Here is a 16659-nt window from a genome sequence, read left to right as displayed (position 1 = left end):
CCGTTTCTGCAAAAACCACTCCGTACTTGAAGATCTCGATCTGTGCGAGAAGTACGGCTTTGACTACATCGACATCCAGTCCGAGTGCCTCGACCGCGAGATCGCTGCCGGCAAGTACACCATCGATGATCTCGGCGCTTGGTTCGCTGACCCGAAGCACCACCTGAAGATGCTGTCCTACAACGCTCTGATCTTCTTCAACATGAAGCAGACCCAGGAGGAAAAGGACGCCGTTATGGCAAAGTTGGATCAGATCATCGCAGACTGCAACAAGCTGGGCTGCAAGATGATCGTTGTTGTTCCGTCCATGGACCTGACCGTTCCGGCTACCGTTGACGAGATCAAGGCTGATGCTGTTGCAGTCCTCAAGGAGATGGTAAAGAAGGTTGAGCCGCACGGCATCAAGCTGTCCATCGAGTTCTGCGGCGCACCGACCATGTCCATCAACCGCTTTGAGTACGCTTACGACATCGTTACCGAGGTAGATCATCCGCTCGTCGGCATCACCCTCGACCAGTACCACTTCCATGCAATGGCTTCCGAGTGGGCTGCTCTCGAGAAGGCTGACGGCAAGAAGATTTTCGTATGGCACCTGAACGGCATGGAGAATATGCCGTGCGGCGCTGCTTACAACAACGACGAGAAGCGTCTGTGGCCGGGCGAGCCGGGCGACTGCCTCGACCACAAGCGTTACGCAGATACCCTCAAGAAGATCGGCTTTGAAGGCGACGTTTGCACCATGGAGGTGTTCCGTCCGGACTACTACAAGCTGTCCAACGAGGAGAATATCAAGAAGGCCGCTGAGGTTACCAAGGCACATGTTGCGAAGTACTGGGCTGACTGATTTCACAGAGTGAAGATTTAAGAGTGGAGAGTGAAGAGCTTTCCACTCTTTTTTTGCGTGGAAGCCTCCGGTGTTTTCGGTAAAATAAAAGTCGAGCAAAAGAGCTCCAAAATGTGAGCACCCCGATGGCACAAAAAATGAGCCATTGTCAGCACCCCCAATAACAGCTACCATTAGTTTGTGTCCAATAAACTAATGAGGTAGCAGAAAGGTGTTAAGAATGGACCGCGTCAAGTAAAGTTCACAACAAGGCTCCTGAAAAATGAAGTTAGGCTGCAGTGGTCAGTGTTGCCGCAATGGATTCCTGACCGAGATAAGCTCTGGAGACAGACCAGTCCTCAGCGTATTCCATGAGATACGTTGTCACCAGGCGAACATAGGAACTTTCATTGGAAAGATTCCGACCACGCTGGTACGTCTCCGAATTTCACGATTCAATCTTCCAATCCGTCTTCAAGGCACTGAACCGCTTTCGGAAAGCGGTTGGCGTAGGAGTCAATCACATCGCAGCGCTGTCATGAGGCTCCGGAAAAGGGATCACGGATTGTTGAAGCCATCAAGCAGTGCGCCTGCCGCCGGAATACTTCCGACCGCCATAACAGCCGCCATTGCAATGGAGATCAGTCTTTTTTTCATTTTCATACCCCTTATCCTGTTTCGTGTCAATGTAAATTCATGATATCCTATCCATGTATTGAATGCAATGAGAATAGTAAATAGTCGGAAACTGTGGTATAATCAGGTTATATTCAGGGCTTTCGTCCAAAAGGGGAGAAAAAGTATGAACAAGCATGAAAATCAAACGATGAAAATATTCGGCAAGCGGCTGACCGCTGGTCTGCTGGGTGCAGCACTGGTGATGAGTATGCCGTTTGCGTCCGCGCTGACGCAGAAGAACATTACCGTAGAGCGTGGTGTTACGGTTTATGTGGATGACCAGAAGCTCAATCCGGGTGACGCAAACGGCAATCCGGTAGAGCCAATGCTGTATAATGGTACGACTTATCTGCCGATTCGCGCGGTATCTGCGGCGCTCAATGTGCCGATCGCATGGGATGGAACGACGTCCAGTGCGTATCTCGGTGAGCATAAGGTGGACCAGAATGCGGTAAACCGCGCGAAAGCGTATGTTTCGGTCATCGAACAGCTGCAGAGCAAGTACGGCAAGCGTGCTGCCAACGGCAGTATCGTCAGCGGTCTGGTGACGGCTATGCTGATTGATTTTGACGGTGACGGAAACGAAGAACTGCTTTGTGTTTGCAATACGAAGGACAAGATTCCAGCTGACCAGTGGGATAAGCATGGTACAAATGCGTCCAGTAAGTATATGGTTTACGCATGGAATGGGTCTTCTGTCGTAAAGTTGGTGGAAGACGAAGTACCGTTTATCTTTACACAGAATGATTCTCGTAATTTCCCGCGAATGCTGCATATAGCTTCTCAGAATGGAAAGTATTATTTAGTATGGATGAGCAATGGTGATTTGGCAGGAAATAATAAAGCATATTCAACAGAGCGGATAGAGACTGTAGTGAATGGTCAGTGGCAGACGAAAGGCATCTGGCACTATGAAGATTGGGATTATGAGTCAGTAAGAGTATGGGATACAGATTTGTTTACTAATGAAGTAATTGATACAGAAAACGATTGGAAAGAATTCGACAAACTGCATTACTCTGCAAAGGAATATCAGGTGACCTTTAGCAGCTATAATACGGATGGACATCAGAATAATACCCTCGACAAACTGGCTCCCGCACCGGAAATCGCACTTTCCAAGCTGAAAGCTATCGCCAACTCGCAGTCGTCCATTCTGGGCGGCAAGGCCTCGGGCGAGTACAATGCGAAACGTCGAATGGAAAAGCTGGCTGTTGAAACCGGGGTTAAGGTCTATGTAAACGACAAGCTGATTGTTCCGACCGACGTCAACGGCAAGACGGTTGACGTGCTGCTTTACAAGGGCACGACCTATCTGCCGGTTCGTGCCGTTGCAAATGCACTCGATCAGGCTGTTGCATGGGATGGCGCGAGCTACAGCGTATACATCGGCAGTCACAAGGACATATAAGTTTCAGGAGGTCTCTGTATGCCCTCAAAAGATATGAGCGAAATTCTGTCGCGCTGCCGCACTGGTGATTTGGCCGCACAGGAGCAGCTGGTGCTCGACACACAGGATCGCATCTACTATTACGCGCTGAAAATGCTGCGCAGTGAGCAGGATGCGCTGGATATTACGCAGGAAGTCCTCATTACCATGTTGACCAGTCTGGATAAGCTGCAGAATGATGGCGCGTTCTATTCCTGGATCGGCGGCATTACTGCAAATATGTGCCGCAACGCTCTCAATCGCGGTCCACACAAAAAAGAGGTACAGGTGGTTGACGATGAGGACGGAAACAGCCTTTTTGATACGTTCGAAGATATCGACGAGCAGAAAGCACCGGAAAAAGCTCTCGACAACGACGAAACCCGCCGCATGATCATGGATTTGATTGACGCATTGCCGGACGCACAGCGCGAATGCGTGCTGCTCTACTATTATGAGGAGATGAGCGTCAAGGATATCGCGGCAACACTGAATGTTTCCGAAAACACCGTAAAAAGCCGTTTGAATTATGCGCGCAAAGCGATCAAAATCGGCGTGGAAGATTACGAGAAGAAGGGTACAAAGCTCTACAGCATCTCTATTCTGCCGTTCCTGCTGTATTTTCTCCGCGAGGACGCATCGGCCTGCCATATTTCTGCAGAGGCACTGCAGAAGCTTGCAAAGTCTGCGGTTTCTGCGGCAACGGCTGCGGGTGGTATAGCTGCTTCAAGTGCAACTACCGCGACTGCTTCCGGCTCGGCTGCTGCAACAGCAGGCTCCGCCAAAACAGCCGCTGGCGTTGCAGCGCATAAAGGAATTGCAGCAGCAGTGGCGGTTGCCGTTGCCGGAAGTGCAGTAGCCGGCATTATGATTTTCAACAAGCCAGCGCCCGTTCCAGAACCAACATCAGTTGTTGACGGAATAGACATCGGCACACATCATATGGTTATTGCGGCCGAGGAAGTAGCGGGCATTGGGGGTGTTCAGCCGTACAGCATCTTAACGAACCAAGCAATTCCAACTGATCAATTGGACTGGTCTATCAGCGATCCTACTTTGATGACCTATAATCCATCAAATGGTGAGGTATTGTCTACAGGACAGGGTAAACGAGGCACTTCTGACCTGACAGTTCGATGGGGCGATTATGCAGACACCGCTCATTTTGAATTTGCATACTATTATGAAATAGCTCCCGTATATGATAATTGGATCGAACTGCCGGTGGGTATTGAAACCCCTCAAACGCCTTCTGTAACCGACTCGGGTCAAGTCAACTGTGTTGTTTTGCAAAATTATACTCATCCTGTTGTTGCACCGGAGGATGTCCCTGATCCTCTAATTACCGATGGAATAACTTACTACGATACCATCGAAAAAGTCGAATGGATTGTGGATGATCCATCCATTGTCGAAGCAATCCCGCACATTTCGGATAGCGGCGAATATTGCTGTACATTCAAAACATTAGCTCCGGGTCGGACATTTCTTACCTGTAAGGTAACACGAACGGGCGGTTTGATCGCTCACCAATACTGTGACATTGAAGTTTACGACGAAAACGCGTAACTTCCCATAACACGAAAACAGGCTGCTGAAAAGCAGCCTGTTTTTGTTCGTAACCGTCAAACATCCCCACAAAGAAAAGCGTGCGATGTGGATTTTTTGCTCAGAGAGACACCCAATGAGCCAGAATAGCTTAACGCTATTGTACTAAATTTCCTGTCTGTCGTTTTCACTTTTTACTGATACCGCGTCCAATCCGGCGCTTTCGTCAGCTTCGTCCACTTCTCGTTGACCTCGCCTTTGCGGTCGAAGTCGTGGCTGTTGGTCGCCTCCTGAACGGCGAGATAATGCCAGTCGCTCGGTTTATTATCCGGCCAAACGGTCATGTCGTTCAGCAGGTCATCCTCACTTTGCGGCATACGGCAGAGCACGCGGTTGATCATCGTCATTGCCTCTGCGCGGGTGATGTAGTTGCTGGGGCGGAACGTTCCGTCAGGATAGCCTGCGATCCAGCCCAGTGTTGCGGCTCTCTCGATGTACTTTTCTGCCCAGTGACCGGAAATATCCGTGAAGTTACTGCTGGTGCTGATCTGGGTCTTATCGAAACGAGCGCAGATCGTTGCAAACTCGGCGCGGGTAATGGGAGCATCCGGGTCGAAAGCTTCAGCATTGCGTCCCTTAACGACACCCAGTTTCGCCATCGTGGAAATCGCCTTGTTGTGCCACTGTCCATCCGTTACATCAGCAAATGTATTTTCAGCGGTGAGATTGCCATCACGCACTTCCTCCTTGAGCAGTCTGAAGAAGATGGTAGCGACTTCGGCGCGGCTGATGTTCGCGTTCGGACGGACAGTGCCATCGGAGTAACCGACTACATAGGCGTAGTGGTCATCGCCGTTCAGCATATCCGGCACACCGGTAGCCTCCCAGCCTGCATAGACCGTCTTGTTGCCCGTCATTTTCACATTGGTGATCTTGTCAGTCAGCGCTTTGTCGGCGTACCAGCCGGTGAAGGTGTAGCTTTCACGGGTGGGAGCCTTGTCCAGCGTAACGGTCGTGCCGGAGGAATAGCTTTCGTCCTTATAAGAAGTGCCTCCGTTGGACTCATAATGCAGTGTGTACTTAGAGGAGCTGCTGCTTCCGCCGCCGGAAGAACTGCCGCCGGAGGAGGCTGATTTCTCATACAACAGTGCAAACGGAGAGAAACTGTCTGTCGTGAATTTAATGAACTGCTGACCATCGATCGTAACCTTTTCACAGGTCAAGTTTTCCGGGATACGAGTTGTCAGCAAATCGTTGACATCGGCATTACTGTCGCGGTCGATGCCCTTAAAGTGGATGATATGGAACTCAGAGTTTGACTTTGCATCGCTGGGGACCGGCCAGTACAGGTTCATTTTCTGACCAGCACCCATGGTAACGTAGGTATTGCCGTTTGAGGTATCAACCAGATCGAGATAGCGGAACTGATATGAATACTTGCCTTCGGTGTTGGAGGTTCGATTGATGTACGCACTTAAAAGTGCATCATCCAGACTGTGATCGACCATCAGTTTTACACCGTCAGAGGAGGGTACGTTGATACCGCTGTTATTGATATAATACTGCGTGTCTGTTTGTGCAGTGCTGACAAGCATGATATCCTTTTCCTGCGGGTCAACGCTCGGTGTGGTATTTTCTTCAATGGCACGGTAGGTTTCATCCGTGTTGCCGCGTACTTTCAGCGTACCGGTGCCCAGTTTGATCGGACGGGTGAGCGTCCGTCCGTCTGTAGTCGTGAAGGTTGCTTTGTAGATACTCTCGTCAAGCTGACCGGGATAGAAACTGATTTTGTAGTTACGGAACTGGTCGTTCAGAAGTGCCTTGAACTCACTGTCTACCATAACAGAGCCGTCTGCACGGGTGAACTGAACACGCGCCGGAACCTTTTCCTCAGTGCCATCGATTTGACTGGACATCAGTTTATAGATGTAAACCTTGTGCCCGTTCTCCGTAACATGGCTCATGCTCTCATCGCCGTAGAGCTTCAAGCTCCAGCTTCGAGTCGTGCCGTTGTCATCATCATACGTCAACCGCAGTTTGTTGCTCAAATCTATCGGTTTATCGACAGTACCGCCAAGCATGGCATTCACATCGTCTGGCAAGGTCAGATAAAAGCCGATTTCCGGCAGATCGTTAGTCGAGAATTTACCATCGCTGCCAATAACACCGCTATAGCCGTCACCGCCGACATAAACCGTCAGGTTCATCGGTGCGATTTTAACGGCATACGCTTCATCCGGCTTCCACTGCGCGTAAACCGTCATGTTGTCGGTTACGTCGGTTTCAGCGGTAAATACCGCACCTGCACCATCAGCCTTGGTGTTCCAGCCATTGAACAGGTAGCCGGTACGGGTCGGATTGGTCGTCGGCAGGTCAAAATGGTTTGCACTGCCTGCAACCTTCTCCTGCGACATAATACGCGGAGAGGCTTCGGTGTCGCCGCCGTTCTTATCGAAGATGACGCGGATACCGTTTGCCACCTGCCACATATAGTTATCGTCCGTACCATAGGCATCGGCCATGCGCTTGAGGAACCAGCCGTCTCCCACGGCATCGGCATTCCCCAATACAAACACATCCTGTGTGGGGGAATCGGTGTTTTTCTTGGAAAGAATGTAGTTGTCACCAAGTGCAGGCTTTTTCAGAGTCTGCCAATCAGCGGGGTCCACCGTGTTGACCGTGGTGGTGCCGGTGGAAAGGCCCTTTATTTCTACCGGAATTGTACCGGTATCGTAGTTTTCACCGGGCGCTACTGCCGGCAGACGCAGTTCACCGTTAGTTGCGGTGTAATCATTTTGCAAATAAGCCGGTCCCATCAGCGCCATTACGCCATTGTTGGTTACCGCACCACTCAGGTTGCTTGTGCCGTGATTGATCAGATGGCCGTTGGAGCCGATTTGCGTAGTGCCGTTGACAAAAATATCGTTGTAATCGTCGGTCTGGCTGTGCAGCTGCTCCCAGGTACCGTTAATGACAGTATTGCCCCAAATCCAGACCTGACCGTTATCCGTGGTCAAGGTGCTGCCTTCCTCTACCATCAAGCCGGCATTGCTGGTCATAATATGGGCAGTCACTGCGGAATTGTTTGTGATATTAACTTGCGACATTCCCTTGATGAACGGAATGGTTGTCTCACAGTCATAGACATTGGCAACCGGGAATTCGGTCGAGTAGGAGCTTGCCTGCGTTCCGCGGATACCGGTGCGGATTTTCGGCTTTCCGGTGACATTGATGGAAGACCCCGCCGGTACAGTTTCTTGATCGGTAGCCATCACAAGACCCACATCGCCGCCGTTTACCGTTACGGTCACAGGGCCGACCGCGGTAGCTGGGATACCTCTTTCCCACAGACCGAAAATATAGCCTTCATCATATTCAGTATCATAGTAGCTGTTTTTCAGCTCAACATCGGTTGCATTGACCGTAACAGAGCCTTGAACCTCTGAATCACTTGCTCCGAAAATATTCTGTATGTGAGAACCGTGGGCATTGATCGTAATATTACCGCCTACGTCACCGCGCAAGGCTCCGTAGATTTCCGGCAGATCATCCGAGTCGGGCTCAGTTCCTTTGTCCCATGCCCATACATTTTCATAGGTGTCGATTACAATATTGCCATTGATGGCATAATTGCCCACAGCACCGGGCATGGCTGCAAAAAGATGACCTGCGCCAATAATCGCCCAGTTGCCACCTAACCGCAGAACCCGATCGGTATTCTCATAAGTAGGATTGCCTGCAATGATGTGCAGATTACCGCGAATGATGGATTCATCCACCGGGGCCTCCGTACCGACAATGCCCGCTACACGGCCTGCACGAACATCCAGCGTGACATCTCCCTTCATTTCGCAGCCGTATGTGCCTTCAATTGCAGGAGACGCGGTAGCGGTACTATTCTTGTTGTCATAAATCAGCGTAGCATTGCCGCCGACATAGACATCGGGCACATCCCTGCTATCGCCGCTGCTGCCGTCGCCCTTCATGCAGCCGGGGTTCAGATGGTTGCCGCTCTGCATTTGAATATCGCCCGTGATCTCCAAGTAGGTGTCACCCTTAACGGAGCCTTGATAGGAGCCGCCGATCACATCGTGCAGACCACTGGAAGAGGACGGGTTAATATAACCGCTTGCCGCAATCACCACATAGGTGCTGTCTACTGTTGTTTTGTAACCGCCGCCATAGAGTGTTTCGCTTAAATGGATCTGACCGTTTTCGGTGAAGATCGTCCGGTAACCGTTGCAGAACAGTCTGCTGCCGGTCACATTGACATTATCAAAGGTGCAGTCACCGGTCAGAACACCATAAGAAGGAAAGGAGAGCTTCTTCATTTCTCCCTCATCGCTTTTCACAGTAATATGCTTGCCCTTCGCACCAAAAGATGAAATATATCCGCTTGTAGCGTCGTTGGAAAGCGTTATGTCCGCTTTCAGCACAATGGTCGCTTCGGTATCGGCGCTTGTCGCAATCTGCGTCAGCACGGTGCTGAGTTCTTTAGCGATCGACACCTCATAGGTGTTTTCAGAAGTTCCGTCTGCCGCAAACGCAGCGGTCGGAAGCATGGTCATGAGCAGACTCAGTGTCAACAGCCATGACAATAATTTCGTTTTCACATTAAATGCTCCTTTACACATAGTAATACCTGCCAAGGCGAGGCCACTGAGGCAATATCCTGACAGGTTTCTGATCTTGCGCGGCAGTTCTTTCGTCCGCCGCATTGATGCTGTGCTTTCCTCCTTCTGTGCAAGGGCAGTTACAAGATGTCAAAAGGTGTACTTTTCGGCAGCTCAACTGCTTATAATCTTTCTCTATTATAGCACTGTTGCATAGTAATTACTACTATTAATTGTATATCTTACACAATGTAAACCTCGACTAACAAAAAAGTACACATTCTTGTAAAAAATACATTTCTTACGATGACTTGGCGTTTTGATAGATTTTTGCTCGATAACGAAATGTAGAGAGCGGCAGTTCGCATTCTTTTGCAGCTGCCGTTCCGGTAATTTCACCGTGCTTCCAGCGTTGGTAGACGGTGTGGAAATTAGGGGGCAATGGTTTTGGCACTCTTCCAAACCGTACACCTTTCGCTTTTGCAGCCGCGATACCTTCTGCTTGCCGCTGGCGGATATTAACACGTTCGTTTTCCGCAACAAAGGACAACACTTGTAATACGATATCGCTGAGGAAGGTTCCCATCAGATCCTTTCCTCGCCGGGTGTCTAGCAGTGGCATATCCAAAACCATAATGTCGATGCCTTTATCTTTCGTAAGAATCCGCCACTGCGCCAATATTTCTTCATAATTGCGTCCCAGACGGTCTATACTCTTAATGCAGAGAAGATCGTCTTTTTTCATTTTCCGCAGCAGTTTTTTATATTGCGGCCGGTTGAAGTCTTTGCCGGACTGCTTATCCATATAAATGTTTTTCTCCGGCACGCCGACTTCGTGCAAGGCAATGACTTGCCGGTCTTCATTCTGTTCTCTGGTCGAAACGCGGATATAGCCGTAAATAGCCATTTTGTCATTGTTCACATCCTTTCACTTTCGATATAAACGGATAGTTACTGTTTTTGCAATGAGCAACTGCATTTGCTCACAGAATCTTTGCGATTTTTTCTTCTATCTACGCTAAAAAACGATATAAGCGCAGCGGCGACGAGGATTGTTTCTCGCCGCCGCTATGCTTATATCGTGTAAATCAGTTTCACATTTACTTTTGTTCTCAAAAAAATAAAAATTTTTTGAAATTCATAAAACCTGCGGGGACCCAGCTGTTACTAAGTAATCAGAAGGCGAAAAAACTCGAACACAAAATAAGGAGATGTTAAAAAATGAGGTTTATAATTCGCAGCATTTTCCCCCGCGCAGCACTGGCCGGAACAGAAAGAGGTACGCAGTTTACATGGAAAGCCGCTTTACTGCTGGCAGTTCTGCTGTATTCCTTCGTCACACTGCCGTTGACAATTAACGATCTGTTCCACTATACCTTGTATTCGTGGCCGCAGCGTATTGTTACATTGACAGTGTTGCTGGCAGTTTACATTTTTCTGTTCCGCATGCTGTTCTCGTTCTCACGCCTGTGGTACAACCTGTTTTACAATCACAGAGCGTGGTATCGAAACACTGGAATCAAACCGCGTGAAGTTCTGGAAGACCTTGGCCTGTACGGCGAGTACTGCGCAACGATGGCCTGCGAAGCCAATCTGCGCAGACATCGCATGTACGGACGTATTCTGAACAATGTGGTCATTCCTAAAAAGGATGGCGATTTCAATGAGATTGACGTTGTCATGGTCTGTGAGGCCGGTATTTTCGTAATTGAGGCGAAGGCATGGAACGGCGAGCTGATCGGCAACGCGACCGCCCCGACGCTTCAGCAGAAATTAGGAAATACCATCAACGAAGTAAAAAATCCACTGGTGCAGAATATCACGCACTGCAATTATCTGCAGGAATACCTGTACGAGAAACTGACAGACGAAACATATGAAAAAGTCTTTGAGCATCTTTATAACACCGTTATACTCGCACTGGGCATGAAAACAGATAAAATGAATTTTGTGCCCCATCCGGATGGTTATATGATGATGCATCCTGTTCGCTTTAAAACCAAGAACCTGAAGAAGTTTACCGGAGGTGCCCACCTTTCCCGTGAGGATGTGAACTGTATCGCAGATGTTCTAGAGCCAGTTGCACACTATTCTCGTGAGCAGTACGAGGATATGCTGCAGCAGCGTGCCGTTATGCAGAATCAGGGCGCTTATTCTCATCCGGTGAAATACTACAATGCACATGGTACCCGTCAGATGACGCCCAGATCAATCGAATGGGAATGGGATACCGTTTGCCGCGATAATGGCTACTATCGAACCTATCGCAATAATATTGACGGTATGTTCTATGCCGATCCGGCTTTTCGGATTAAGGAGCATGGCCCTGCATACTCTTCTCTGGAAAAGCTCCTTCAGGACAATATCCGCCGGGACTATGAGCAGAATGCAGGTCAGAACGCAGAATAATCTGCGTCGCCATAGAACGGCGGTGACAGCATGACCTATTACGAGTTTATCCGGCGATTGCTCAAAATGGATGCTGAAAACAATAAATACCCGATACCAAATATTATAATCACAATATTGACAAACGATAAAACAGGAGGAAAACAAAATGAAAAAAACGATCTTTAAGCGATTTGCCGCACTGGTTCTCTGTGCAGGAATGGTCAGCAGCACAGCGCTGGCTGCGAATACGATCTATAAAAACATCCGCGTCGAGTACAGCGACATCAAGCTGGTTGTAGATGGTCAGACGGTCGTGCCCAAAGATGCAAACGGCAAAACGGTAGAACCGTTCATCTACAACGGGACCACCTATCTGCCGGTCCGCGCGGTAGGCAGTGCTGTCGGTAAAAAGGTGAAATGGGACGGCAATTCTCGGACCGTTTATCTTGGCGCAACACCGAACGAGTCGGGGGACGTGTATATGGAGCCGTATCAGACGAGTAGTCTGACGCTGTACAAGCCCGAAAAAGGTAAATCCTTTTACATGATGGGTGTGCCGTATTCGCAGGGATTTACGGCCGGATGGTTCGATCATGGTATTGCGCTGTATAATCTGAACGGTGAATACTCCAGCGTTTCCATGGATGTTGGACATCAGGATAACTGCAGCACAGATGACAAAACGCTGAACTTCTTTGTCGATGATGAATTGATTGACACCTGTAATCTGACCGGCGATATGCAGACCAGGCATATCACGCTGCCGCTGAACCATGGTCTGCAGCTCAAAATCGACATGCGCGGTGTCGGTGCATACGGTATCGGCAATATCACATTCCACAGATAATTGAGTTCAATATAAATACTACATAGCGCCATCGTGTTGGAAAAACAGCGGCTTCTTACCGAATGGTCTCCAGCATGATGGCGAAAAAATCTGCATAGCAGTTGATGCAGTGTGTCTCGCAGAGATTGATTTGACAGCGGATAAATATGGATATATAATCGAGTTGCAGACAATAAACTATACTGTTGAAAATGAGGGAAATCACAGAAAAAGAGAGAAATACTATGAATAAACGAAATAAAAAATCCAGCATTCGTCTAGCAGCAGTGGCAGTTTGCACAGCCGCAGTAATGGTCAGCGGTGCACAGGCAGCGTTTGCAGATGTGCCGAACAGTGCTTATTATAAAAGCGCTGTGGATTGGGCTGTGTCCAAGGGAATTACTTCCGGCACGGATGCGAACCATTTTGATCCGAGCGGTATCTGTACCCGTGCGCAAACGGTCACGTTTATGTGGCGTGCGGCAGGATCGCCTAAGGTAAGCGCTAATAATCCGTTTACTGATGTGAAATCTACGGATTATTACTATAATGCGGTACTGTGGGCTGTTCAGAACAATATTACTTCTGGCATATCAGCAACGCAGTTCGCACCAAACGAGCCGGTCAGCCGTGCCCAGATGGCTTGTTTTCTGTATAAACAGGCAGGTAATCCGAAATTAGCGGGATATTTTGTATTTACGGATGTATCGGAGAAATCATACTACTATAATGCGGTTCACTGGGCAAGACAAAAGGAAATTACGTCCGGTACATCGGACAACTGCTTTTCTCCTGCTGAAAGCTGCACACGCGCCCAGATCGTCACATTTCTCAAGCGGTACGAAGAACGGCCTGCGGATGCCAAGGTGCTTTCCGGCACCGAACTGGACAATCTGAAAGCAACGATTATTCATGCTTTCGAGAATGTAGAAACGAAAATTGATGTTTCTTCTTTCCGTGTAGATAGTAAGCAGTTCAGAGAAATACTGGACAGCCTGTATGACAGTCGGGCAGACCAAAACCCGTATTATATCGCAAGCATCAGTACCGGTGCTGAAACGGATGGTACGCCGGCATGGATACAGGTACACTATCAATACAGTGTCGCAGAAGTTAAGGAGAGACGAGAAAAAGACACCAAGTTCAACAGTCTCGTCAAGGAGATCGTCAAGGACAATGTGACCTCTGGCATGAGCGATTTTGACAAGGCCAAGGCACTGCACGATTATCTGGTTCTTAACTGCGAATATGACATTGTGAATTACCTGAATGACACAATCCCAGCTGCATCCTATACGGCAACCGGTGCACTGGTCAATCATATTGCTGTATGTGCTGGATACGCGCGCGCATATCAAGCGTTGCTGACCGAGGCTGGCATACCGTCTTATTACGTGGCGGGAACAACCGCATCAAACGGTGATCATGCATGGAATATCGTTCAAATCGATGGCGAATGGTATCATGTAGACACGACATGGGATGATCCGGTGCCTGATGAAAAGGGACGTCTTTGCTATACCTATTTTCTTCGCAGTGACAAATATATGCGCAGCCATGAGCATAAATCGTGGAACAGCAGTATCAAATGCACCAGCACCAAATACGATACCTATGATCCAATCGCGGAAGCGCAGGAAGAGCAGCGCCGCAAAGAAGAGGAAGAACGCCGCAAACAGCAGGAGGAGCAGCAGCGTCAGGATGAATTGAAGCGTCAGGAAGAACTGAAGCAGCAGGAAGAGGCAAAGAAACAAGAGGAATTGAAAAAACAGCAGGAAGCAGAGAACAAGCAGCAGGAACAGGAACGCGAGCAGACGATCCGGAACATTCAGGCTGAAATCAGAAAGCAACTCGATGCAAGAGCGTATCCGGATGCGGAGTCTCTGAAAAATGCTTCGGATATTTCGTATGATGATGTGGACTATTATGTTTATCTGCCCGATAATTATGAGCTACATCAGCTTGTGTTGGAGGCATATAGGACGTTTGATATGTCTGTATATGAGCCTGCTGTAACACGAAACGGCATCGAGAGCCCTAACCAGACAGAGGACAAGCGCTGGCATCTGAAATATTGGCGTCACGATATATGGGATGAACTCAAGCGCCGCGAAAATGACCAGAAGGCGGAGACGGACAGACAGGTAGAGTCGCTAATACAGGAGCTGCAGCAGGCGATCATAGACGGCACAGAGCATGGCAATCAAGCAAAGTTTACCTATGACTGCCCGGACTATTCGTATGAGATTATAGCTGCTGCCTGCAAAAAGATGCAGGCAAGGGATTATGCTTTTTCCGGCTATACGAGTTCTGATTATGGTTTAACGTACAGAGGGACGACGGTAGAGATTTACAGCAAGCGCTGGGAAGATAATGAGATTGCGCGATGGATTCCTGTGTTTGAAGAGGGTGTGCGCAATCACGAAACCAGAATCACAGTTCCTATCCCGGATGAATATTTCGAGTCCGGCAGTACACCGAACTATATCGTGTGGGCTTCGTGGGAAGTATTTCGCGAGGGTTATACCGTTGACGGCATGACAGCCGGTACCGATTACACGAAAACGGACTCTCATTTCAATTATAATCCTCAATCCAACAAAACGGAGAGCTACTGCGTAACCGTCAGCTATGCAGACAGTCAGGCTGTGTCAGTCGATGAGTAAAACATGGCTGGAGCGAAACAGCACGAAAAAATGAAGGGGAAAATGTTCAAACAAAAATCTACAGAAAGTGACATAGTACCCACCATATTTTAATGAGAAAACTAGACCGGAGTAATCCGGTCTTTTTCTTTTGCCCGTTTTTGCGGAGTTACCGTACATCATATCTGATAAATCGCGCGGAATTGTAAATAAACTATGAACAAACGTAAAATAATGTAACAACCCCCTGCTTTTTCAGTGTATAGTGGAGGCTTTTTGCAGAAAGCATTTTAGTTCATGAAAAATCTGGCGTTGTTGAATCTGCAAATCCTCCGCTGTGCAGTTTGAAAATCTAACAGCATGGGTGCGCTCCTGTGAAGCAAGCGCCGGAAGTTGAACTCCGTTAGGATAAAAGGAAGATAACAGCGAGCGTCAGCGGCTCAATACTGACGCATGAGAAAACAACGAAAGGAGGGATTGTATATGGCAAGTACCAGTGACCAGATCAAACGCATAGAAACTGATATTTTGAAAGTGCAGACCAAAATCAAAGCGTATCAAGAGAAACTCTCGCAGCTTACCGAGAAACGCAAACAGTTGCAGGAACGCGCTCTGCTTGAAAAGATCAGTGAGATTGCACCAACCTATGACGATGCGCAGACGCTGCTTGACCTGTTAGTAGCAGAGCGCCCGTCGGCAGATATTAAGGACGGAGGAAATGCGCATGACAACGAACGCGAACCGCCGCGTGACTGACGAGCAGATCGAACGCGCACGCAGCATTGACCTTGTGCAGTTCTTGCAGCAGTATGAGCCGCCCGGAGAGCTGAAACGCATTGGTCAGTCATGGACACTGAAATCTCATGACAGTATGCGTATCTCAGCAGATGGTCGGTGGAACTGGTTCTCACAGAACAAGGGTGGCGGCGATGCAATCGGCTTTCTTCAAGCCGTTCATGGCATGAGCTTTCAAGATGCAGTACGCACGCTGGCTGGTGAAGATTTTAAGATGATCCCTGCCACGCAGGCAGAGTGCAAAGCAAAGCCGCCTGAGCGCGCAGCGTTCGCTCTGCCGCCAAAGAATCATGGCAATCGCCGCGTGTTCGCGTACCTGCATCGGTCGCGCGGCATTGCAGCGGAAATCGTCAACCACTGCATCAAGTATGACCTGCTGTATGAGGACGCACAGCACCACAATGCTGTGTTCGTTGGCAAGGACGAAAATAACAATGCGTGGGACGCTCACCGGTTCACACTTCCGTCAAGAAGCAACCGGCAGTGATAAAAGTTACGGATTTTTTCTACGCGGCAGCGGTAAAACCTTGTTCGTTTGTGAAGCGGCAATCGACGCACTTTCGGTCGCAACACTGCGGAAGTTTGGAGGCCTGGATTGGAAGAAAGATAACTATCTTGCACTCGGCGGCGTGACGGCATCGGAGTGTAAGTTGCCAGTCGCGCTGGAGCGAACGCTTAACAATTTTTCTTTTAAGCGGGTCGTTCTTTGTTTCGATAACGACGCAGCCGGACAGACCGCAGCGCGCAGAATTTTCACAATGCTGCGCCAGCGGTATCCCGAAAGATTTGAGATAAAGTGCTGTGTGCCGAAAGTGAAAGATTTCAACGATCAGCTTTGTGTTAAGCTGCAAAACGGAAAAAATTCACCCTCGCGCGGGACGCGCGAAAGCACTTTATCACGCTAAAGGTTA

Annotated in this window: 11 protein-coding genes and 1 pseudogene; 9 read left to right on the top strand and 3 right to left on the bottom strand. The window is 48.9% G+C overall.

Annotated elements, in window-relative coordinates; genetic code table 11:
- Window positions 1-844, top strand: an 844-nt coding sequence (locus PGS25_RS13495; protein WP_270419082.1) for a sugar phosphate isomerase/epimerase family protein, incomplete at its 5' end; no start/stop codon positions are given.
- A gap of 268 nt (window positions 845-1112) precedes the next feature.
- Here the strand turns inward: PGS25_RS13495 and PGS25_RS15775 are convergent.
- A pseudogene (locus tag PGS25_RS15775) lies at window positions 1113-1285 on the bottom strand (transposase); the annotation flags it as partial.
- Window positions 1286-1625: 340 nt separating this feature from the next.
- Between PGS25_RS15775 and PGS25_RS13485 the strand changes: the two are divergent.
- Together PGS25_RS13485 and PGS25_RS13480 are read left to right on the top strand one after the other, a co-directional pair.
- On the top strand, window positions 1626-2912 hold the full coding sequence (locus PGS25_RS13485; RefSeq protein ID WP_270419081.1) for a stalk domain-containing protein: 1287 nt from the start codon (window positions 1626-1628) through the stop codon (window positions 2910-2912).
- 18 nt (window positions 2913-2930) lie between these two features.
- Window positions 2931-4499 carry an RNA polymerase sigma factor gene (locus tag PGS25_RS13480; RefSeq protein ID WP_270419079.1) on the top strand — a complete coding sequence of 523 codons (1569 nt, stop codon included), beginning with the start codon at window positions 2931-2933 and terminating at the stop codon, window positions 4497-4499.
- Between the two features lie 173 nt (window positions 4500-4672).
- On the opposite strand, the gene PGS25_RS13475 is transcribed toward PGS25_RS13480, so the two are convergent.
- Both PGS25_RS13475 and PGS25_RS13470 read right to left on the bottom strand, forming a co-directional pair.
- Window positions 4673-9091 carry an S-layer homology domain-containing protein gene (locus PGS25_RS13475; protein ID WP_270419078.1) on the bottom strand — a complete coding sequence of 1473 codons (4419 nt, stop codon included), beginning with the start codon at window positions 9089-9091 and terminating at the stop codon, window positions 4673-4675.
- Window positions 9092-9392: 301 nt separating this feature from the next.
- Window positions 9393-9998: a recombinase family protein gene (locus tag PGS25_RS13470; protein ID WP_270419085.1), complete on the bottom strand. Its 606-nt coding sequence runs from the start codon at window positions 9996-9998 to the stop codon at window positions 9393-9395.
- Window positions 9999-10312: 314 nt separating this feature from the next.
- Here PGS25_RS13470 and PGS25_RS13465 point away from each other — a divergent pair, with 314 nt between their 5' ends.
- The 6 genes from PGS25_RS13465 (at window position 10313) to PGS25_RS13440 (ending at window position 16653) form a co-directional block, all read left to right on the top strand.
- Window positions 10313-11500, top strand: coding sequence for a nuclease-related domain-containing protein (locus tag PGS25_RS13465; protein WP_270419076.1), 1188 nt, complete (start codon window positions 10313-10315; stop codon window positions 11498-11500).
- A gap of 148 nt (window positions 11501-11648) precedes the next feature.
- Window positions 11649-12329 carry a copper amine oxidase N-terminal domain-containing protein gene (locus PGS25_RS13460; protein ID WP_270419074.1) on the top strand — a complete coding sequence of 227 codons (681 nt, stop codon included), beginning with the start codon at window positions 11649-11651 and terminating at the stop codon, window positions 12327-12329.
- A 224-nt stretch (window positions 12330-12553) separates the two neighbouring features.
- Complete coding sequence (locus PGS25_RS13455) at window positions 12554-14974, top strand: S-layer homology domain-containing protein (protein WP_270419072.1); 2421 nt, start codon at window positions 12554-12556, stop codon at window positions 14972-14974.
- Between the two features lie 462 nt (window positions 14975-15436).
- Window positions 15437-15709, top strand: a complete 273-nt coding sequence (locus tag PGS25_RS13450; RefSeq protein ID WP_270419070.1) for a hypothetical protein — start codon at window positions 15437-15439, stop codon at window positions 15707-15709.
- A complete protein-coding gene (locus PGS25_RS13445) occupies window positions 15678-16235 on the top strand; it encodes a DUF3991 domain-containing protein (RefSeq protein WP_270419068.1) in 558 nt (185 codons plus the stop codon). The genes PGS25_RS13450 and PGS25_RS13445 overlap by 32 nt, the downstream gene beginning before the upstream one ends.
- A complete protein-coding gene (locus PGS25_RS13440; RefSeq protein ID WP_270419067.1) occupies window positions 16183-16653 on the top strand; it encodes a toprim domain-containing protein in 471 nt (156 codons plus the stop codon). The genes PGS25_RS13445 and PGS25_RS13440 overlap by 53 nt, the downstream gene beginning before the upstream one ends.
- Window positions 16654-16659 lie beyond the last annotated feature (6 nt).

The sequence above is a fragment of the Butyricicoccus sp. AM78-15b2TA genome (assembly GCF_027665985.1).
Lineage (GTDB): Bacteria > Bacillota > Clostridia > Oscillospirales > Butyricicoccaceae > Agathobaculum > Agathobaculum butyriciproducens.
Note: the sequence above shows the minus strand (reverse complement) of the source record. Positions and strands in the feature narration are given on the sequence as shown.

Bases quoted from the DNA above. Each gene is read 5' to 3' on its own strand.
- PGS25_RS13485 (WP_270419081.1), top strand. From the start codon at position 1,626: ATGAACAAGCATGAAAATCAAACGATGAAAATATTCGGCAAGCGGCTG.
- PGS25_RS13480 (WP_270419079.1), top strand. From the start codon at position 2,931: ATGCCCTCAAAAGATATGAGCGAAATTCTGTCGCGCTGCCGCACTGGT.
- PGS25_RS13470 (WP_270419085.1), bottom strand. From the start codon at position 9,998: ATGGCTATTTACGGCTATATCCGCGTTTCGACCAGAGAACAGAATGAA.
- PGS25_RS13465 (WP_270419076.1), top strand. From the start codon at position 10,313: ATGAGGTTTATAATTCGCAGCATTTTCCCCCGCGCAGCACTGGCCGGA.
- PGS25_RS13460 (WP_270419074.1), top strand. From the start codon at position 11,649: ATGAAAAAAACGATCTTTAAGCGATTTGCCGCACTGGTTCTCTGTGCA.
- PGS25_RS13455 (WP_270419072.1), top strand. From the start codon at position 12,554: ATGAATAAACGAAATAAAAAATCCAGCATTCGTCTAGCAGCAGTGGCA.
- PGS25_RS13450 (WP_270419070.1), top strand. From the start codon at position 15,437: ATGGCAAGTACCAGTGACCAGATCAAACGCATAGAAACTGATATTTTG.
- PGS25_RS13445 (WP_270419068.1), top strand. From the start codon at position 15,678: ATGACAACGAACGCGAACCGCCGCGTGACTGACGAGCAGATCGAACGC.
- PGS25_RS13440 (WP_270419067.1), top strand. From the start codon at position 16,183: ATGCGTGGGACGCTCACCGGTTCACACTTCCGTCAAGAAGCAACCGGC.